The organism is Lacipirellula parvula (assembly GCF_009177095.1).
Taxonomy (GTDB): Bacteria; Planctomycetota; Planctomycetia; order Pirellulales; family Lacipirellulaceae; genus Lacipirellula; species Lacipirellula parvula.
Window position 1 is genome coordinate 2,955,364 of sequence record NZ_AP021861.1, and the last position, 19,673, is coordinate 2,975,036.

The 19,673-nt window shown below is 62.5% G+C and carries 15 protein-coding genes; 6 read left to right on the forward strand and 9 right to left on the reverse strand.

Features of this window, described 5'->3' with window-relative positions; genetic code table 11:
- Positions 1–75: 75 nt before the first annotated feature.
- A complete protein-coding gene (locus PLANPX_RS11620) occupies positions 76–2,418 on the reverse strand; it encodes an ATP-dependent helicase (RefSeq protein ID WP_152098896.1) in 2,343 nt (780 codons plus the stop codon).
- 587 nt (positions 2,419–3,005) lie between these two features.
- Between PLANPX_RS11620 and PLANPX_RS11625 the strand changes: the two genes are divergently transcribed.
- Together PLANPX_RS11625 and PLANPX_RS11630 are read left to right on the forward strand one after the other, a co-directional pair.
- Positions 3,006–3,275: a DNA-directed RNA polymerase subunit alpha C-terminal domain-containing protein gene (locus PLANPX_RS11625; RefSeq protein ID WP_152098897.1), complete on the forward strand. Its 270-nt coding sequence runs from the start codon at positions 3,006–3,008 to the stop codon at positions 3,273–3,275.
- Between the two features lie 836 nt (positions 3,276–4,111).
- Positions 4,112–5,263 carry a hypothetical protein gene (locus tag PLANPX_RS11630; protein WP_152098898.1) on the forward strand — a complete coding sequence of 384 codons (1,152 nt, stop codon included), beginning with the start codon at positions 4,112–4,114 and terminating at the stop codon, positions 5,261–5,263.
- A gap of 420 nt (positions 5,264–5,683) precedes the next feature.
- Here PLANPX_RS11630 and PLANPX_RS11635 read toward each other — a convergent pair whose 3' ends face one another.
- Positions 5,684–6,007, reverse strand: a complete 324-nt coding sequence (locus PLANPX_RS11635; RefSeq protein WP_152098899.1) for a hypothetical protein — start codon at positions 6,005–6,007, stop codon at positions 5,684–5,686.
- 170 nt (positions 6,008–6,177) lie between these two features.
- Here PLANPX_RS11635 and polX point away from each other — a divergent pair, with 170 nt between their 5' ends.
- Positions 6,178–7,911, forward strand: a complete 1,734-nt coding sequence (gene polX / locus PLANPX_RS11640; RefSeq protein WP_152098900.1) for a DNA polymerase/3'-5' exonuclease PolX — start codon at positions 6,178–6,180, stop codon at positions 7,909–7,911.
- A 194-nt stretch (positions 7,912–8,105) separates the two neighbouring features.
- Here the strand turns inward: polX and PLANPX_RS11645 are convergent, their stop codons facing one another.
- From PLANPX_RS11645 to PLANPX_RS11655, 3 genes are all read right to left on the reverse strand, one after another.
- Complete coding sequence (locus PLANPX_RS11645; RefSeq protein WP_198421880.1) at positions 8,106–8,405, reverse strand: DUF167 domain-containing protein; 300 nt, start codon at positions 8,403–8,405, stop codon at positions 8,106–8,108.
- A gap of 3 nt (positions 8,406–8,408) precedes the next feature.
- The gene (locus PLANPX_RS11650; RefSeq protein WP_152098901.1) at positions 8,409–9,113 is read right to left on the reverse strand and encodes a YggS family pyridoxal phosphate-dependent enzyme; all 705 of its coding nucleotides are present in this window, start codon (positions 9,111–9,113) and stop codon (positions 8,409–8,411) included.
- 117 nt (positions 9,114–9,230) lie between these two features.
- Positions 9,231–11,114: a hypothetical protein gene (locus PLANPX_RS11655; RefSeq protein ID WP_152098902.1), complete on the reverse strand. Its 1,884-nt coding sequence runs from the start codon at positions 11,112–11,114 to the stop codon at positions 9,231–9,233.
- A 282-nt stretch (positions 11,115–11,396) separates the two neighbouring features.
- Here PLANPX_RS11655 and PLANPX_RS11660 point away from each other — a divergent pair, with 282 nt between their 5' ends.
- Positions 11,397–12,164 (forward strand): YdjY domain-containing protein, encoded by a 768-nt coding sequence (locus tag PLANPX_RS11660; RefSeq protein WP_152098903.1) that lies wholly within the window; start codon positions 11,397–11,399, stop codon positions 12,162–12,164.
- Between the two features lie 281 nt (positions 12,165–12,445).
- On the opposite strand, the gene PLANPX_RS11665 is transcribed toward PLANPX_RS11660, so the two are convergent.
- Positions 12,446–13,717: a PQQ-binding-like beta-propeller repeat protein gene (locus PLANPX_RS11665; protein WP_152098904.1), complete on the reverse strand. Its 1,272-nt coding sequence runs from the start codon at positions 13,715–13,717 to the stop codon at positions 12,446–12,448.
- A gap of 256 nt (positions 13,718–13,973) precedes the next feature.
- On the opposite strand from PLANPX_RS11665, the gene PLANPX_RS11670 reads away from it, so the two are divergent.
- Both PLANPX_RS11670 and PLANPX_RS11675 read left to right on the forward strand, forming a co-directional pair.
- Entirely contained in the window at positions 13,974–14,261 is a 288-nt protein-coding gene (locus tag PLANPX_RS11670) for a DUF5076 domain-containing protein (RefSeq protein ID WP_152098905.1), read from the forward strand.
- Positions 14,262–14,514: 253 nt separating this feature from the next.
- Positions 14,515–15,771: an MFS transporter gene (locus PLANPX_RS11675; RefSeq protein ID WP_152098906.1), complete on the forward strand. Its 1,257-nt coding sequence runs from the start codon at positions 14,515–14,517 to the stop codon at positions 15,769–15,771.
- Between the two features lie 87 nt (positions 15,772–15,858).
- Here PLANPX_RS11675 and PLANPX_RS11680 read toward each other — a convergent pair whose 3' ends face one another.
- The 3 genes from PLANPX_RS11680 to PLANPX_RS11690 form a co-directional block, all read right to left on the reverse strand.
- The gene (locus tag PLANPX_RS11680; protein WP_152098907.1) at positions 15,859–16,590 is read right to left on the reverse strand and encodes a Bax inhibitor-1 family protein; all 732 of its coding nucleotides are present in this window, start codon (positions 16,588–16,590) and stop codon (positions 15,859–15,861) included.
- 191 nt (positions 16,591–16,781) lie between these two features.
- Entirely contained in the window at positions 16,782–17,708 is a 927-nt protein-coding gene (locus tag PLANPX_RS11685) for a DUF1338 domain-containing protein (RefSeq protein ID WP_152098908.1), read from the reverse strand.
- A 298-nt stretch (positions 17,709–18,006) separates the two neighbouring features.
- The gene (locus PLANPX_RS11690) at positions 18,007–19,488 is read right to left on the reverse strand and encodes a matrixin family metalloprotease (RefSeq protein ID WP_172992002.1); all 1,482 of its coding nucleotides are present in this window, start codon (positions 19,486–19,488) and stop codon (positions 18,007–18,009) included.
- Positions 19,489–19,673: the final 185 nt, after the last annotated feature.

Genomic DNA, 19,673 nt, shown 5'->3' on the forward strand with positions numbered 1-19,673 from the left:
TGTGTCGTCGTGGTAAATATCTTTCCTGTATTTCCTTGGCGAACCTTGGCGTCCTTGGCGGTTCGATTCCTTTCTTCACCGCCCCGCGGGTCGTAGGGGGCTGTGGGCGAGGACGAAGCGGCGTTCGCCGGCTGTAGCGAATTTCACTGTCGCGCGGCGGTTGGCGCCGCTGCCGCTGAGGGCGACGATCTTACCCGGGCCATGCTCGGGGTGCATCACCGTCATTCCCTGTGCGAAGGCATCGGGCGAGATGCCTGAGGCGGCGAGCGGTTTCGCGCCGGCGAGACGGGCGGCCGTCGTGACTTGCGACGCGGGGATCGACTTGGCGGGAGCGGGCGCGGCGTTGGCGCCGAATGCGAACGAGTCGTCGTCTTCCGTTGGCGCTTCTGCTTCGACGCCGTGATCGTCGACGGCCGGGTCGATTTCGAAGTGGTGCGAGTCGTCGTGCAGGTCGTGAACGTCCTCCCAGTCCGTCGGCACGTCCCAGCCGCCGGGGGCGCCGATCGAGACCAACTCCATCTCTTCACGCGGCATTTCTAATAGGAACGGGCTCGGCACGGTGCGACGGCGTTGGCCGCGGAAGTCGCGGTGGACGGCGTAGCTGAGTTGCAGGTGCTCCTTCGCGCGGGTAATGCCGACGAACGCTAGCCGCCGTTCTTCTTCCATTTGCTCGTCGTCGTTGAGACTCCGCTCGTGCGGGAGCAGGCCTTGCTCGAACGCGACGACGAACACGACGGGAAACTCGAGCCCCTTCGCGGCGTGTAGGGTCATCATCGTCACTTTGTCGCTCTCGGTCTCCCAACTGTCTGTCTCGTTGACGAGCCAAGCGTTCTCGAGGTACTCCTCCAAGTGGCCGCCGCCGGGGTGGGCTTCGTCGAACTGCCGCGCGTCGGTGAGGAGTTCTTCGATGTTGGCGAGGCGATTGAGGTCGTCTTCCGATTCGCTGTCTTGCAGGCCCTCGCGATATTTCGTTTCCGTGAGGATGGTGCCGAGGATTTCCTCGAGTGCGGCGCCGGCCAGCAAGCTGAGTCTATCGATTAAGGCTGCGAACTGGGCAACCGACTTGATCGCGCGGGCGTTCAGCCCTTCGACTTGCCCCGCTTCGCGGCAGGCGTCGAGGAGCGAGATGCCGTGCTGGTAGGCGAACTCGCTGAGGCGGTCGATCGTCTTGCGGCCGATGCCGCGGACCGGCGTGTTGATCGTACGGAGCGTCGCCTGATCGTCGCGCGGGTTGTTGATCAGTTGGCAGTAGGCCAGCACGTCCTTGATTTCTTTGCGCTGATAGAACTCTTGGCCGCGGATCATCTGGTAGGGGATGCCATGCTCGCGGAGCCCACGCTCAAGCACGCGCGAGAGGGCGTTGACGCGGTAGAAGATCGCAAAGTCGCGCGGTCGACGGCCGGCGGCGATACCTGCCGCGATCTGATCGGCGATGCCGCGGGCTTCGTCGTCTTGCGTCGAATACTGCACGAGCTTCACCGGATCGCCTTCGGCGTTGTCGGTGAAGAGCGACTTCGCCTTGCGGCGCATGTTCGAGCGAATGAGCTGATCGGCGACGCGGAGCACCGCCTTCGTGCTGCGGTAGTTTTGCTCGAGCCGAACGACGCGGACCTGCGGGAAGTCGGTCTCGAACTGCAGGATGTTTTTGATGTCGGCGCCGCGCCAACCGTAGATCGATTGATCGGGGTCGCCCGTGGCGGCGAGATTCGGGTGGTCGACCGACATTGCGCGAACCATCACGTATTGCGCCCGGTTCGTGTCTTGATACTCATCGACGAGGATGAAGCGATAGCGTTCGTCGAGCTCGGCGCGGACGTCGTCGTTTACGTAGAGCATGTTCGCGACGTGCAGCAGCAAGTCGTCGAAGTCGACTGCCGACGAGGCGAGCAAGCGTTGCTGGTAAGCGGGGTAAACCTCGGCGACGATTTGGCTGAGCGGGCTGCCGATGCGGGGTTCGTAGCGATCGGCGGTAATGAGCTGGTTCTTCGCGGCGCTGATCGCGGCGGCGATGCGGTCGGGCGAGTAATGGGCCGTGCGGATCTTGCCGGCCTCGATGACGCGCTTGAGCGTTTGGCGGGAGTCGTCGGTGTCGTAGATCGTGAAGTTGGGCGTCAGGCCGACGAAGCCGGCGTACTCGCGCAGCAGCCGGGCGCCGAAGCGATGGAAGGTGCTAACCCAGACGCGCGAGCCGGGGGACATCGTCTCGACGCGGAGCTTCATCTCCTCCGACGCTTTGTTCGTGAAGGTGAGGGCGAGAATCTCGCGCGGGCGGACCCCTTCGCGCAGCAGGTGAGCGATGCGGTGGGTGACGACGCGGGTCTTGCCGCTGCCGGGGCCGGCGAGGACGAGCATCGGCCCTTCGACGTGGCGGACGGCTTCGCATTGGGCGGGATTGAGGTTGGCGAACAGCGGGTCCACGGGCGATCCTTCGAGGCGGCTTTCGATTGCAGTAGCTAGCAATAGGTATGGTACGCCTGTCCAGTTCGGTGCGCCAATGCTCGCGGTACTGTCGCGGGCTGAATGCGGGGAGGTTTAACCACGAAACACACGAAACAGACGAAAAGAAGGAGGGAGATTTGCTGTTCGAATAGCTCGAAGAATGGGAAGCGGATTTACGCGAATGAGCGCGGAGTTTCGCGGATTGTTGCAGGCTGGAATCTCATTGATTGAGAGCCGGTGCTGTCGTCACGGGCGCGCTCGAACGCGGGTTCCTTCTTCTCTCTTCTTCTTTCGTTCCTTTCGTGTGTTTCGTGGTTAATCTCTTCGCCCCCTCGCGCGAGTTGGCCTGCTAGCATCGTCGCGACGCCGGTGAGGCAAGTTTGAAAAAATGATGCGGTTTGGGAGAGATTTACGCGCGCAAGACGAGAGTCGTTTGATATATTGCCACGCAAGTCAGGGCTGTCGCATCGGAGGCGACTTCGCGATCCCGGTGCAGGATGACGGCCGCCGCTATCGTGCCGGCGCATGGGGCACTGGGTTTCTTACGTTAGGGGAGGGATTCCCGCATGTCGCGCATACCGCTCAATCAAGTCGAACTAGCCAACCAAGGTCTCAAGGATCGGTTGGAGATGAGCACGGCCGAAATCGGCCTCGCAGTTCGCACCACCAACTGCCTCGAAGAGCGGGGCATCTTCACGGTGAACGATTTGCTGCATTGCACTCGCGATGACTTGCTCAGCATTTCGAACTTCGGCGAGAAGACGTTGGAAGAGGTTTACAAGTCGCTGGAGAAGATCGGCTTCTGCCGTCCGGTTCGCCCGGGTCGGCCTCGCTAGTTGCTGATCGCTGGTCATTGACCGCAGCGTTGGTTCTTTGAATGCGGGGAGGTTGGCCACGAAACACACGAAAAGACACGAAACAAAGAATTGAGTTAGTGGGGGAGAACGTTCTTTAGCTTCTCTCTGTTCCCAGTTTTTTCTTTCGTGTCATTTCGTGTGTTTCGTGGTTAAAAATCTCCCCGCATTTTTTAATGGCTCAAAGGCAACCGCCAAGGACTCCAAGGACAGGGAATGCAGGTAGTAGTCGCAGCGCCGCTATCAACGCAGCAGTGCGTTTGGTAGAGGGTTTCGAATTGATTGGCGTTTATCTGCGTTCATCGGCGGTTCCATTTCTTTTCCCGATTCCCCTCCGCGAATCGAACACGCCGGGCGTGTGGTTCGTACGGGGCGGTGTGCGCGGGCGGCTGATTTGAGTGCTGTCTGAGTGCAACGCGCCCAGGGGGGCCGCGTTGCGTTTTGGCAACATCGCCGCCAATTGGGTCCCTTTTCGGGCCTCTTCTCGCCAGGATGGCGTCGCGGCGCAGCGGGGCAAGCTACGCTTTCACCAATGAGCGGCCGATCGGCTGCCGGCATGCGGGTTGCTCTGTTTGCGGGGGCGTTCACGAGAATTCAATGAATTCGCGATGGCGCCGCTGGCAGATGGAGATGAATTTCGCGGTTGGCGTCGAGCGCCGTGCAAGCTTTTCCCAGAGCGCAGATTCTCCCCAGAATGTATTGACGACCAAATGGCGCGGCGGGAACGAATAATCGTTGCCAACGGGCCGGTCGGCAGAGTAAAGATGAAGGTTGGGGGATCAACTCTCCTCGTACACTTTTGCGAGAAGGCAGAAATCATGACTCGTTTGTCTTTAGCCATGTGGAGCCTCGCCGCGACGCTCGTCGTCGGGGCGACTGCCGTGGAACCAGTGCGAGCTCAGTGCTCGACGTGCGGAACGCAAACCGTGTTTTCGCCCGTGATCGCGCAGCCACAGCAGGTCGTGGCGTTTTCTCCCGTCGTTTCGACGCCTGTGATGTCGACCCCGGTCGTCGTCGCTCAGCCGGCGCGGACTGGTTGGTATCCAGGCCGGATGCTCGACAACATGCGGATGAACCACTGGGCGCGGCACTCGGGCTGGGGAACCACGGCCGTTCCGGTTGGAGTTCCGACGGTGCAGACCGTTAACTTCGCGCCGACGCCTGTCGTCCAAACCGTGGGCTTCGCTCCAACGGCGACCGTGCAGACGGTGAACTTTGCCCCATCCGCATCGTTTGTCACGCCGTTCGCGCCGATGCAGCGGACGGTCGTCGGTTTCGCGCCGATGGCGACGACGGTGTTTAGCCCTGCGGTAATCGAACCGGTAATGACCGCGAGCCCTTGCTCGTCGTGTGCGGCCGCGGCGCCGTGCTCGGCGTGTGCCGGCGGGACGACGGTGGTGGAACAGGCGGCGTACACGTCGCCGGTGACGACGGTTGTTCCCGAGAGCGGCTGCTCGTCGTGTGCGGCGGCAACGACTAGTGTTCCTGCGGTCCAATATGTGACGCCGGGTTCCGTGCCGACGCCTGCTGGTCCGCCGCCGTCGGCGATCAGCGCTGGTCCAGAGACGCCGCAGCCGTCGTTGGCTCCGAATGAAGGGGCTCCTGCTGCTGGATCGCAAAACTATGGCGCCCAGTATCCTGGCACGAAGGTTGACGGAACCACCAACGGCACGCCCGCTGCGACGCCGGAAGCGAAGACGGAGGCTGAGAAGAGCGTGATCGAACCGAAGCCGATGGGCGACGCGGACCCTGCCGGCGATAGTGCGACGTTCCAAGCCCCGCCATTGCTGGGCCCGCAGAACAACCCGACCGCCAATCGGCCGACCGTCGACATCCACGACGCGGTCTACCGCCAACCGGCCCGTAAGGCGAACGTCAACACGACGACCGTCGCCAAGCCGGCGACCCCCGTGAGCACCGGCTCGGCTCCGCAAACGGACGCCTACGGTTGGTATCCGGTGGCTGAGTAATCGACGGTGAGAACCGTCACTTGATCGACCCGGACGCCCCCCTGGTAATTGCTCGGGGGGCGTTTTTATGCGCCGCAATGATGGGAACCGGCGGCGAGTGCTTCGTATCAGGTGTCGCTTGCTAGCTCTGCGTCGGTTACGATACGACGATGCGCATCCACGGCGGGCGTCATCCGTCGACAACTCATTAAATTTGGAAAGGACCTTCCGATGGCAAACAAAGACCAGTCGAACAAGAAGGCGAAGACCAATCAGCCGAAGCTGACGACCAAGCAAAAGAAAGAAAAGAAGGCGGCGAAGGCTGCCAAGGGCGATCGCAGCTAGCGACGCCTAGCGTCCGCTCAGTTCGCAGAACTTGCAGGGGCCGTCGCCAGCGCGACGGCCCTTGTCGTTGATGCGTGATTGCTCGCTTCGGTTGCGCTAGGTCGCGATGGCGGCGTTGTCGTTTGCGGCCGGCGGTTCGAAAACTTCGCCGCGGGCAGTCGCGGCGGCGGCCTTCATCAGTTGCAAGGCTTCGCATTCGCCGATCTGACGGGAGACCATCGAGGCGACTTCATCGAGTTCGCGAGCGACTTCTTCGCCTACTCGTTCGCCCTGGGCTACCGAGTCGGCGATCAGTACGCCATTCGCAATGTAGCGGGCGTCTTGTTCCTTGCGGCAGGTGTGCCATTGGTCGCCGCTTAGTAGGACTTGCCATCCGACGGTGGCGACGTTGCGAATCGTGACGGCAGGTTCACTCGGCATGAAAACTCCGGAGGGGCAGCTTAATAGGTAGCCTCATCGTGACGTTGTGACGCGGGAATAGCAAGCGAGGCTGGTTGGCCGCTCGGTCTTGCTCTGCGCGAATCAGAGTGCTCATGCCGGCAGGCAAGCGCCCCTGGCCCCGGGCTGCCGACCTCTTCTAAACTGGTAGCATGACGAACCAAGAAATTGCCGCCGTGTTTGAGCAGATCGCCGATCTGCTGGAGTACCAGAGCGCCAACCCGTTTCGCGTACGGGCCTACCGCAACGGGGCGAAGAAGATCAGCGAGCTGGCGGAGCCGCTGGCCGCGATCGTGGCCGATTCTGGGCGGTCGCTGACCGACCTCGACGGCATCGGCAAAGATCTGGCGGAGAAGATCGAAACGCTGCTCGCGACCGGCACGCTGCCGCTGCTGGAGGAACTGCAGGAAGCCATTCCGGCCGGCGTGCTGACGCTGGCGCGCATCCCCGGCGTCGGGCCGAAGAAGGCGGCGGCACTGCACAAGGAGCTGGGGATCAGCTCGCTGCAGGAACTGCGGCTCGCCTGCGAGCAGCAGCGCATTCGCGGGCTGAAGGGCTTTGGCGCCAAGACCGAAGAGACGATCCTCAAAGGGCTGTCGATCGCGGAAGAGGCGGCGGTGCGCGTGCGGTGGGCCGACGCCGAGCAGATCGTCGACGAGTTGCTCGACCACATGCGGAGCGAGCCGGCGATCAAGCAAATGGAGATCGCTGGCAGCTACCGTCGCGGTCGCGACACGATCGGCGATCTCGATTTGCTCGTCGACGCCACCGATGTGACGGCGGTGATGGACCGCTTTGGATCGTTCGCTCAGGTGGGCGAGACAATCGCTCGCGGCGAAACGAAGATGGCCGTGCGGCTCAAGTCGGGGCTGCAGGTTGATCTGCGGGTGGTGCCGGCCGAGTCGTTCGGGGCGGCGCTCCAGTATTTCACCGGGTCGAAAGACCACAACGTCGTCATGCGCGGCCGTGCGAAGCAGCAGGGGCTGAAGGTCAGCGACTGGGGCGTTTTTCGCGTCGCCGACGACGGCAGCGAAACTTACATCGCCGGGCGGAACGAAGAAGAGGTTTACGCGGCGATTGGGTTGCCGTGGTTTCCGCCGGAGATGCGCGAGGCCCGCGAAGAATACAACTGGGCGGCGGCGGGCGAGTTGCCGACGCTGGTGACGCTCGAAGATATTCGCGGCGACCTCCACATGCACACGACCGCGAGCGACGGTCACGACTCGATCGAAGACATGGTCGCCGCGGCGCTGGCGCGAGGGCTCAGTTACATCGCGATTACCGATCACTCGAAGCGGGTGTCGATGGCCCACGGGCTCGACGGCGAGCGGCTTCGGCGGCAGTGGCTGGAAGTCGACCAGGTGAATCGGCAGACCGAGGGGATTGAAGTCCTCAAGGGGATCGAGTGTGACATCCTCGAAAAAGGGGGCATGGATCTGCCCGACGACGTGCTGGCCGAGGCCGACTGGGTGATCGCGAGCGTTCACTACGGGCAGAACCAATCGCGGCAGCAGATTACCGAGCGGATTTTGGAAGCGCTCGAGAACCCGCACGTCGATATGCTGGCCCATCCGACGGGGCGGCTGATCAATCGCCGCGATCCGTACGAGGTCGATCTCGACCAGGTGATGGCGGCGGCCGTGAAGCATCGCAAGCTGCTGGAGCTCAATGCGAATCCGGCGCGGCTCGATTTGAACGACATCTATTGCGCAGCAGCGAAGCGGCTGGGCATTCCGATCGTCATCAACACCGACGCCCACACGACTGATGGGATGGAGGTGATGCGGTTCGGCATCCTGCAGGCGCGGCGCGGCGGGCTGACGGCGGCCGATGTGGCGAATACGCGGCCGTGGGCGGAGTTCAAGAAACTGATCGGCGGCTCGTGAATGCGGGGAGATTAACCACGAAACAGACGAAAGGAACGAAAAGGGAATAATACAGGCCCGCGAATCACGCGAATCGGCGCGAATTAATAAAAGCGAGATCACTAAAAACTCATTCGCGCCGATTCGCGGGCTGCTTTTTCTTAATTTCTCTTTCGTTCTTTTCGTCTGTTTCGTGGTTAAAAAGCGTAGCACGTTCAAGCAAGAGCCTTCGCAAGCAATTCTTCGGCAACGGCGAGATCGATGCCCGTGATAAGGAATCGCTTCTGCGAATTTGTGGGGCTGCTGATTAGTTCAATTTGCGACTTGGCGGCACCGAACGCCTCGGCCAACAGCGCGATGATCGCTTCGTTGGCTTTGCCTTTCTCCGGCGCGGCAGTAACGTCGACGCGGAGGGCGTCGGCGTGGATGCCGGCGAAGCCGTTGCGGCGGGCGCTGGGGCGGGCCTTCATGCGGATGACGACGCCCGACGGATGGGGTTCGATTGGCGAGGCCATATGCTACAACACGCCGTCGAAGAGTGACGAACCGATGCGGACGATCGTGGCGCCCTCGGCGATCGCCGCGGGGAAGTCGCCGCTCATGCCCATCGAGAGTTCGGTGAGCATGACGTTTGGCGGGGCGTTTGGTGCGAGTTCGTCGCGCAGCCGCCGCAGCGAGGCGAAGTTGGCTCGCGCGGTGATTTCATCGCCGTCGAGGGCGGCCATCGTCATCATGCCGGCGATCGAGAGGCGACTGTAGTTCGCGAGCGTTGGCAATAGCCGGCGGACTTCTTCGGGCGCGAAGCCTTGTTTCGCCGTGTCGCCAGAGCAGTTCACTTCGAGGAGCAACTGCGGCGCGAGATTCGCGGCGGCCGCTTCTTCATCGAGCGCGGCGAGAAGCCGTGCGCTATCGACGCTGTGGATGAGCGAGGCGAGCGGCAGCGTGCGGCGGATCTTGTTGCGCTGCAATCGGCCGATGAGGTGCCATTCGACGCCTGCCAGGCTGGGGGCTTCGGCCTTCTCCCATAATTGTTGCGGTCGGGCTTCGCCGAGTGAGCGGCAGCCGGCTTGCACCAATAGCGCGGCGGTGTCGGCGTCGACGTATTTTGAGACGGCGACGAGTTTGATCTCGCCGGAGTCGCGACCTGCCGCGCGGGCTGCCACACCGATTTCATCCCGCACGCGAGCGACGTTGTCGGCGATCAACTGTTGGGCGGTGGGCATGGGCGTGCGAAGAGAGAATGCAGATTTCCTGAAAATGACGAATGACGAAATCCGAATGACGAATGAAATACAATTCGGCTTCGAGTATTCGTCATTCGGATTTCGTCATTCACCGCCTTAGCCTTCGATCTCCATCAACTCTTCGACCTCGCCGTCGGGAGCGGCGAAGCGGGCGATGTAGCATTCCGACGAGGTGTTCTGCCCCATGAAGGTGCGATTCCCGCGCTGGCCTTGCGAGCGATAGAACACCCACTGATCGGGGCCCGACTGGACGCGGTAGCTAACGGCGACGTCGGTCGTTTGGATGGCGAGCGCCTGGGCGACCGTCAGTTGCCGCCACGTGGAAGCTTCGGTCGAACGCTTCGAGCGAAGGTCGATGAACAACGGGCAAGCGACGCTGCGGCCGACGACTTTCTGCGTGAGCCGCAACGAGTTCCCTTCGGCGGTAAGCTCGCCGACGCGGGGGTCGATCCGCCACTCGGGCAAGGCGAGCGGCATCACGCGGGCGAGCGGCTTGCCGTCGACGAGCAGCGCGTCGCGGGTTTCGCCTTCGCCGCAGAAGAGGACGGCGTTGCCGAGCGGCAGCTGCCAGGTGTGTTCGAGCGTTGCTTCGCTTCCGCCGTAGAAGTTATCGCAGAGGTAGAGAAAACCATCGCGGCGGGCGAGCAAAATCTGGCGGTCGATGCGGGCGCCGTCGGCGAGGAACCGCGTGAGCTCCATGTAGTCGACGTCGACGTCGTTGAACCAGCACGTTTCTTCCCAGTCGCCGTCGGCGGCCACGGGGACGCCGTCGATCAGCGATTCGGTCGTCCAATCGCCGCCGAGCAGCCGGCGGCCTTCGGCCCAGGCCTCCAGGCGAACATTGTCGCCTGAGTAGTCGACGCCGACGACCTCGTTCTCGGACGACCAACCGGTGCGGAGCAGGGCGAGGCGGGACCAATCACACTGGTAGGGCGCCTCGGGCGTCTTGCCCGACTCATCGAGATCTTTCGCGACGAACTTCTTGCCGAGCAGTTCGCGAGCGGCCGCGACGTCCTTCTTCTTGCCGGCGAGTTGCAGCGCGGCGTGAAGAAAATCGGGCTGCCAGGCGTCGCTGGTCGGGCGAAGGATTTCGGCGCCGGTCGGCGCGGTCCAGCGGAGGGCGTTCCGCACGAGGTGGCGATACTGGCGCGTTCCTTCGGCGGTGAAGGGGCGCTGCTTGTCTGCGGCGGCGATTGCCGCGCACCGCGTCCAGCTGGCGAGCAGCGGACGGAGTAGGCCGAGACGCTGGCCATGCGGCAGGCCCTCGCCGTTGTGGAGTTCGACCAACCCCTCGCTCAGTCGTTCGCGCGCCTCGGCACGCAGAGCGTGGAGCGGTTTCATCTCGTCGAGGATGTACGACAGCGTCAGCGGCAACTCGCCGGCGAGCAGCTGTTGAGCCAGGACTTGCGGGTCGGCGGCCTCGGGGTTCCAGGCTTGAGCGTGGCGGGCGAGATCGGTCAGGAAGTCGACGAGCTTCCACCCAAGTTCGGCCGGCAACGCTCCGCCGACGGCGCCGAGCAGGTGAGCGGCGGCCAGGGCGCCGAGCGCAAGTTGCGGATCGGCGGCGGCCCGCTTTGATTCGGCCAACCAGTCGCTGAGCGCGGCTTGGAGTTCCTTATTCTTCTTGCTCTTCGCGAACTTGGCAGCGTCGGCCGGGGCGGTAGCGGCGGCGAGCAGGTCGAGCAGCCGTTGTGTCGTGCCGCTGGGGCTCGCGACGATGGGCGCCCACTGCAACGGCTTGGCATTGCTGTTGAGCTTGGCGCCAAACGTGGAGCGGGCGGCGCGTTCGGCCCAGTAGAGCTGCCACGCTTCGTGGGCGGGGTGCTTGCCCTTCTTCAAGACGGCGGGCGCCGAGCTGCGCCAAAAGCCGCTGCGCGTGGCGGCTTGCGAAGGGGGCGTGTCGAGCTTGCCGTTGCTGCGGGCGGAGGCATCGGGGTGGCGGAGGCCGGCTTCGGCGGTGGGGTCGAACGTGGTGGACATACGGCGAGAGCGCTCCGCGACGGTGCTGGGTGTGCTTCCTGGCTCGAACGGCAGACTGGCCGGCATTGTACGGGGTTTAGGGAAGAGAATCACGGGGCGCCGGCGGGGAATTTCCACAGGTTGCTGAGCGGGGATTTACCGGCTGAGTATGAAGGCGTCGCGTGGCGAGATGCTGCTTGCCGCGGTCGCTAAGATGGGCGGCGACTTCTAGAATGAGCAATGTAAATCGCCCGCACTGCTGGCGAAGGATCTCAGCCCGCCAAACGTAGGAAACGACGGATCATGCGAACTGCTTGGAATCGAGTCGACGGCTCGCTGTGTTGCGTCGCGTTGGCGGCGTTCGTGCTGCTGGCGGCGCCGGCACGGGGACAGTTCCCAGGCGGCGGAGGTCCGCAAGAGGCGCCTGGCGAAGGTGGCAAGAAGGCCGACCTGCCGAAGCTGCCGGAGCCCGAGGGGGCGAAGCGGCTCACGAAGACCGACGAAGTCTGGATCGACGTGAAAAAGCACGAGGTCATGGTCGACGGGTATATCGCGCTGCGAGAGGGGTACCTCGAAATGCTGTCGTGCCTCACCGGGACGAAGGAGCACGAAGCGATCATCGGGGCGCAGACAAAGGCCCAAACGGTTCATGCCGCGCTGTTGGCCGTGGGGGCCAAGTCGGGGCACCCGGTGAAGTTCCGGCCGAAGTTCGAGCCGCCGACCGGCACGGAGATTGAGATCGAAGTCCGCTGGCTCGACGACAAAGGGAAGTGGCAAACGGCCAAGGCGCAGGACTGGATCCGCGACTCGAAGACGAAGAAGACGATGACGCAGCCGTGGGTCTTCGCCGGCAGCGGCTTTTGGAAGGACGACAAGGGAAAAGACTTTTACATGGCGGAGTCGGGCGACTTCATTTGCGTGTCGAACTTCACGACTGCGATGCTCGATATTCCGATCGAGAGCAGTCAATCAAACGAGGGGTTGTTGTTCGAGGCGAACACCGTGAAGATCCCGCCGCTGGCGACGCCGGTGCGGATGGTGCTGCGGCCGAAGTTGGAGAAGAAGCCGTAGGAATGCGGGGAGATTAACCACGAAACACACGAAAAGGACGAAATCAATACAGGAGAAGTTTGTTCTTCAGCGGCTGAGTTAAAGTTCTAGAGCGGCTGTCAATCAGCAGTAGCGTCATTCCGAGCGAAGCGAAGAATCTGGAAGATCGCTTGAGCTACTAGATCCCTCGCTCCGCTCGGGATGACAGACGCTACGCTTAAACAAAGCTCGCACCAACCACTTGGCTTCCCGTTCTCATTTTTCGTTCATTTCGTGTGTTTCGTGGTTAACTCTTCTACTCATTACTTTCCTGCGGCAGCGTCGCCATTCTCGCTGATGTCGTAGCAGTAGATGAGATTCTGGTCGCGGAGGTAGAGCTTGCCGTTGTTGATGACGGGGTGCGTCCAAATCTTCCCTGCTTCCTTCCGCTGATCAGTTTGCGGATCGAGCTTGAATCGGCCATGCTCCTCCCAACCTTCGGGCGAGGCTTCGATGAGGACGACTTCTCCCTCGTCTTCGCTGAGGCAGTAGAACCGGCCGTCGGCGTAGGCGATGGCGCCTTTGCCGAGTTTGGAGCGTTCCCGCCAAACTTCCTCGCCGGTTTTCAGATCTTGGCAGGCCCAGCCGCCCGGGTCGGTGTGACCGTAGACGTGGTCGCCGATGAGGATCACCCCGCCGTGGTGATTCTTCATCACTTTGTTGTCGTAGAGCTCGGTGACTTTGTCGTCCGCGCCGATTTCGATCGCCTTGCAGCCGACGCCGTAGCCGGAGGTGACGTAGACGTAATCGTCTTTCACGATCGGCGTCGGAATCACCGCGACTTTGCCGGGCCACGGGCTCGACCAGAGAACTTTGCCGGTCTTCGGCTCGAGGCCGACGATTTGGTCGGGGAGTAGTTGGACGAGTTCAGGTCCGTTATTGCCGGGGCGAACGACCAGCGACGAGTAGTGGGCGCCGGTGGTGATGTCGGACGTTTGCCAAATGACTTCGCCGGTGTTTTTGTCGAGCGCGGCAATCGCGCCTTTTTCACCGCCCGGGGTGCAGAGGACCATGTTTTCGTAGATGAGCGGCGACTCGGTGAAGCCCCAGGTGGGAACTGTGCCGCCGAGCTCGATCATCGACTGCCGCCATTTCTCCTTGCCGGTAGCGGCGTCGACGCAAATGAGATTTCCCTGGGCGCCAAGGGCGTAGATAATTCCATCTTCGACGGTGGGGGTGCCGCGCGGGCCGTCGCCCCAGTTGTTTTCGAGTACCTCGCCGATCTCAACGGCGGCCAGTTCCTCGCCAGTGTTGGCGTCGAGTGTGAGCAGTAATTCTTTGCCGTCGCGGGCGCCCATCGTGTAGAGCTTATCGCCGACAATCGCGGGACCGGAGTAGCCGACGCCGGCGTTCTCGAACATCCACACCCGCTTGGGGCCCCCCTCAGGCCACTCCTGCAGAAGGTTTTCTTCCTTGGAGACGTCGTCACGATTAGCGCCGCGCCATTGGGGCCAATCGGCTAGGACGGGGACGGTCGCTAGCAGGACTGCGGCGACAGAAAGTAGTAGAACCACCGGAAACTGGCTGCGACGCATCGCGATTGCGCTCCATCGTGGCGGGCGGGGAGGGGAGACGCCGAGCCCGTTGGCCAGAGCTTTAGGGCAGGGCGTTTTCCCCAGTAGTTGAGGCGCATGCTACCAGATTCGACGATTCGGAAGCAACCAGCGAGGCCTCGGTGGCGGGGGCATGCCGCAGGGCCACAAAACTGTCGTTGCCGCAACTTGGCAACTCAGTACGATGGCGGTCCTTCGACATGCGTCTGATAGCTAATTGCCCGAGAAAGGATTCCCGATGGCCAACGAAAATGCGCTCAAGGTTCCCGGTCCCGCGATGCGCGACCCGAAGTCGTTCGAAGTCGTGCGGGCGTGGATTGCCGAGAGCAGCCTGCAAGTGAGCCTCCGCACCGGCGTCTGGGACAACCCGGCCGACTACGGCGTGCTGTTGTTCGACATCATGCAGCAAGTCGCGATCGCCTACGAAGAGAACGAAGGCTACAACCAGTGGGAAATCCTGGAAAAAATCAAAGCGGGGCTCGATGAAGAGTTTGCCGCGGCGTTCAAGAAGCGGAAGAGCGCCTAAGCAATTCTGCTTAGGATCAAATCTAGTCAGCCAGATCCAAGCCGCCGGCTTTGCCGGTGGACGAAGTGCTTGCACGCGGTGCTTTTGCTTCGTCCACCGGCGGAGCCGGCGGCTTTTATTCGTTTTGGAGTCTGCGTTTTTTCGAATCGTTGCTAATTGAGAGTGCGGGAGACCAGCGAACCGGCTGAGGCGGTGCGTTGTCTCTGTTGTCGCGTCGCCTGTTTGCCAATTTCCTGGCTCCTTCGCGCCGACGATGATTAGCGCTGCGCTGACACGCTATCGGAACGCCTACGCCGGGCTTCCCCGCGAAGTCTGGTGGTTGGCGTTTGCGCTATTCGTCAATCGCTGCGGCACCATGGTGCTGCCGTTTCTGACGCTGTACCTCACCCAGCGGCTCGGGATGAGCGAGTCGCTCGCCGGGCGGATGGTGAGCGTCTACGGACTGGGGGCGGTATGCGGCGCTTATCTTGGCGGCCGACTGGCGGAGCGCTTTGGCGCGATCCGCTTTCAGACGGTGTGCATGTTCGCGGCTGCGCCAGGGTTCACGCTGATTCCGCTCTGGCAGAGTTGGCAGGCGATCGCCATCAATCTGTTCCTCGTGAGCATGGTCGCCGAAGCGGTGCGGCCCGCGAACGCCGCGGCAGTGACGCAGCTAACGCCGCCCGACAAACGCCTGCGGGCGTTCGCGCTGCAGCGGTTGGCGGCGAACTTTGGCTTCTCGTTCGGGCCAGCGCTTGGCGGGTTGTTGGCGACGATCGACTTCCAGTGGCTATTCTTCGTCGATGCGCTGACGACGGCGTTGGCGGCGGGAGCGCTCTTGGCGGCGTTTCGATTGCGGCAGATTGCGCGCGTGGGACACTTGGCACAAGCGGCGAGCGATGCTCCGTCGCCGCTGACCGACCGAGTCTTTGCTGGCTTTCTACTACTGATGCTGGTTAATTCGATGGTCTTCTTTCAGTTCGGATCCACGTACCCCCTCTACCTGAAAGATCACTTTGGCTTCGACACCAAGTGGATTGGCGCGATGTTCGCCGTGAACACGAGCGTTATCGTGTTGTTCGAGATGCTGCTCGTCGATGCGATTCAGGCGTGGCCGCTATTGCGGACGATTGGGTGGGGCTGCCTGATTTCGTGCGTTGGTTTCGGGATGCTGCCCTTCGGGCAGTCGGCGCCGTACGCGGTGCTGGCGATGTTGGTGCTGACGATGGGCGAGATGCTGTCGTTGGCGCTGTCGACGGGCTTTGTCGCCAATCGGAGTCGACGAGGCAACGAGGGCGCCTACATGGGGTGGTATATGGTGATGCTCGCGACGGCGACTGTCGCGGGGCCGGCGATCGGCTCGGCTATTTACCAAGTGAGGCCCGCTGCGGTCTGGTACGTCGCCGTGTCGGTGGGCGTCGCGGTGCTGGCCGGCTTTCAATGGCTCGCCCGGCGGGAAACTCGGCCGAGCGAAATGCATGACGCCCCGCCTGAGTGGCCTGAGGCGATGCCGCAGCTTCACGATGCGTGAGCAACAAAAAACGGCGTCGGAGAGCGTGAACCCTCCGACGCCGTTGCAGGTTTTAGCGGTGGCGAAAATCGGCGGCCGGGGCCGTGATTAGCGCCGGTTGAGCGACATCAGCAACTGCAGGACATACCAGAACATCAGCGCGACCGACGCGAACAGGGCAAGGGCGGCGGCGACGTGTTGGCCGACCTGGTAGTGGTGCAGCACGTTGCTGGTGTCGTACAGGATGTAGCCGGCGCAAAGCAGCAACATCGCGGCGATGAAGATGATGCCGAGATTGAAGCCGAACAGCGCGCTGCAGACGATAACGCCCATCGCGGCGAAGCCGCCGACGATTAGCGCAGAACGCAGGAACGAGAAATCGGCGCCCGAGACGAACACCGCGCCGGTGAGGGCGATGAAGATGAAGCCGGTCAGCAGAGCGGCATTCATGATGATGCCGGGGCCCTGCATTGCGAGCGCCATGTAGATCAGCGGCAGCGTGATCACCGCTTGCGCAACGACGTACAGGCTCAGGCCAGCGTATTGCTTGCCTAGGCTCGTGGATGACATCGCCCAGGCGTTGGCTAACCAGCTGACGCCCATGAAGGCGCCGAGGATGATCAGCCAGCCGAAGCGGCCATTGCCGCTCATGAACTGGAACATCAGGTCGGCGAGGCCTGTCTGCAGAAGCACCGCTTCGATCGCACAGAAGGCGACGACGGCGCCGAGCAGGTGGAGGTAGGTCTTGCGAATAAAGCTCGCGCGCGACGTCGAGTCGGCTTGCGCGGCGCTGAGGCCCCAATTCTGGTACGGATTGTTGTTGTCGTCCGCGTAGTTCATCGCATTCTCTCCTGAATGGCTGGAATCGAATCCTGTCTGGCAGGGGAGGGGACGCGGCGTGCGCACCCTCTCCGCAGTTTCGTCCCAGAATTCTACCTCATTCTGGGGATGCGGGTCATGCCAGTCGCGCCGATTGGGGATAATTCCCAGTTTCGGGCGCTAGATTGCGACGAATTAGCGGCCCGAATCGGCTATCGCCGACCGGTTTGGTCGCGGAAGGTGCTCTCGAAAATCTTATCCGCATTGGCCGTTTCAAAGCCGTCGCGGCGATGTTCGCGGCGGATTTCGGCCGGCGGCAGCGTCGCAAACTGCGGCAGGACGCGGCGTTCGGCGAACTCGACGTACGAGCCGGCGATTTGCTGCGTCGTTTCGCCCCCGGCGGCGAGCGGGAACGTGGCGTCGACCATTTCAGCGACGGTGGAGCTCTGAAGCAGCAGCTCGTCGCCGCTGATCTTCACTTCGCCGCCGGCGTTGTTCAGGTGAATGCCGTGCGACTTCAGGAACTCGTTGAACTTCGCCACGGTGTCGTACTGCGCCGGCAGGTTGTGGACGCTGACGGTGAAATGGTTGAGATAGTACCGGTTGTAGATCACCCACGAAGCGTATTCGCTCTCCTCGGCAAGAACCTGATAGTCTTCCCAGGTCGGCGTCCGCCAGAGGGGGCTGTGGAGGAATTCGTCGACCGCCGGACCGTTGTCGAGATCGAGCGAGTCGGCCGGATCGCTGGTCACCTCGTCGGTGTAGGAGTGAATGATTCGCTGGACGTTGTCCGAAAGTTCATCCACGCAAAGCTCGCTGATGAAAATCCGCGGATACTTGGCCACCGGCGGAGCGTACCAGTAGGCGTCGAGCTTCTTGCCATCGAAGCGGAGGAAGTCGCGCTTCTCGTAGCCGTAGTGGAGGAAGATTTTCTCGAACGAGGCGATGCCGAGATTCGGGACGCCCATCGTGCGGAACGCGATGTGGTCGTTTTCGATGCCGCCGACCGAATCGACGAGGCCTGCCTTGACCATCGCTTTGACGACGCAATCGACGTCGGGGACGCGTTCGCGGTAACGACGCATCAGGCCATCAAGCACGAAGTCGAGGGGAGCGGCGGTGGAGGCGGTGTGGATCATCGGCGGGAGCCCTGGGGCGGGTGGAGAAACGCGATCGGCCATGCAACGCGCGGCTGGCGAACGCCCCGCAGCGGAGCGACTGGCTAGCGAGCCCAGCGGCGGATGGCGTCTCGTATCGCCTGCGGGGTTTGCGCGTTCGAGAGAACAATTCTCACTATAGCTATTATTGCCGAAGAACGTGAGCCGGCGAGTGGGGATTTAAGCAACTTCCCCGAAGAGTTCCGCGCGTGCCGATTTTTCCAGGGTTTGCCGACGACTTTGCGTGCCGGCGATCTCGAGCGCCGCCGGGCCAGTTGATCTATTCGCGCACTAGCCGCTTCGCTTTGCGCGGAACGAACATGGTCGCGGCGAAGAGCAGCAGCGTCGCAGCAGCGGGCTCGGGGACCGCCATGGTCGCCGCGACGACACTGCCCAGCGACTCGCCGAAGTGCTGCTTGAAAATGGCTAGGTCGAGGGCGTCGACTTGCCCGTCGCTGTTGCCATCGGCGGCGAGTCCCGTCCCGCTGGTTCCGAAGGCGCGTTGCCAAACCAGAAAGTCGTCGCCGTCGACGACGCCGTCGCCGTCGAAGTCGCCCGGCTGCGTGACGATGGCGTTCGCGACGGAGAGCTGAAGTTCGTAGAGCTGAACGTTGGCGGTCGAACCGGCGACGCGGACGTAATATTGGCCCGCGGCGGGGAGGCTGATGCCGGCGAGCGATTCCGCGAAGCCGGCGGCCGTGTTGTTCGCCGTGCCGAGCAGCGTCGTGCCGTTCGTGCCGTAGATTGCCAGAGAGAGATCGTTCCGCGCGTTCGCATCGAACGTCGACTGCGCACCACCTTCGGCGCCTTGCGTGAAGACACCGCCGAGCGGCGTCAGGGTGACGTTGAGCAGCGAGGCTGAGTTGACCGTGAAGCTGAAGAAATCAAAATCGTTGGAGTTCGCGATGCTGACGAAGTCGGTCTCGTCGGGGCCGACTGCTTGGCCCGATGCGGCGGATGTGCCGATCGCCTTCGACGCGCCGGCGGCAATGGCGCCGAGGCTGGTGGCGAGGCTGTACGAATCGTTGCCGGCGCCGTTGTTGGTTTTCTCAAGGGCGTCGCCGTAGAGGCCATGCAGTCCGCGGATGTCGTCGAGCTGCGGGCCATCGAAGGTCGTGTCGATGTAGGGCTCCATCAGCAGGTGGTCGCTGGACGATTCGATGTGGAGCAAGCCGAACGCGTGCCCCAACTCGTGCGTGATCGTATTGCGAAGCTGCAGATAGTTGTTCGCTGAATTGTTGTAAAAGTTGGTTTCGCCCGTATCGACGACCATATCGCCGTTGTTCGGCAAGTAAGTGTAGGCGAGCGTGCCGTTGGGGCCGTCGATGTTCGCTCCGCCGATGCGAATGTCGCCGCGGACGCCCAAGACTCCGGCCGTGTTGCCGCCCATCTGCACGCCATTGTCATTTGGCTCGTAGACAAACTTGATGCCGCCGAGTTCAGTCCAGCGATCGAACGATTCTTGAAAGAGACTGAACCAGGGGCGCGTCGTGAGATTGCTCCCCCCTGAAGAGCCGAAGAGCCCGTCCATGTAGGAGACTAAGTTACTGGGGCCCTCGCTGACGATGGAGGTGCCGTCGGCGACCAGGCTCCAGGTGATCGTGGCGATGTCGCCGTTCGTCCCCGTCGAGCCGGAAGCGGTGGTGCTCCAGCGGTCGTCGGGGACGTACGCGGAAGCGCCGTCTGGGGAGGCGAACGCCCCGAGAATCGCCGCGATGGCGACAACGAGGGACTGCGTGCGTTGGCTTTGGAGATGGTGCATGGTGCGGTTCATTTATCGTAACACAGGCGCGTGAAACTCGTGGCTTGGCTGCTGGTTAAAAAACGTTCAGTTGCCCGGCGCCTGGCCTGTTGAAATGCGTGAATGCAAAAAAAAGCGGGACGGCGGGCCCTCGTTGGAAGGGCAACGGCGCTGTCGGAAGGCGCCGACGGGAACGACCCGCCGCC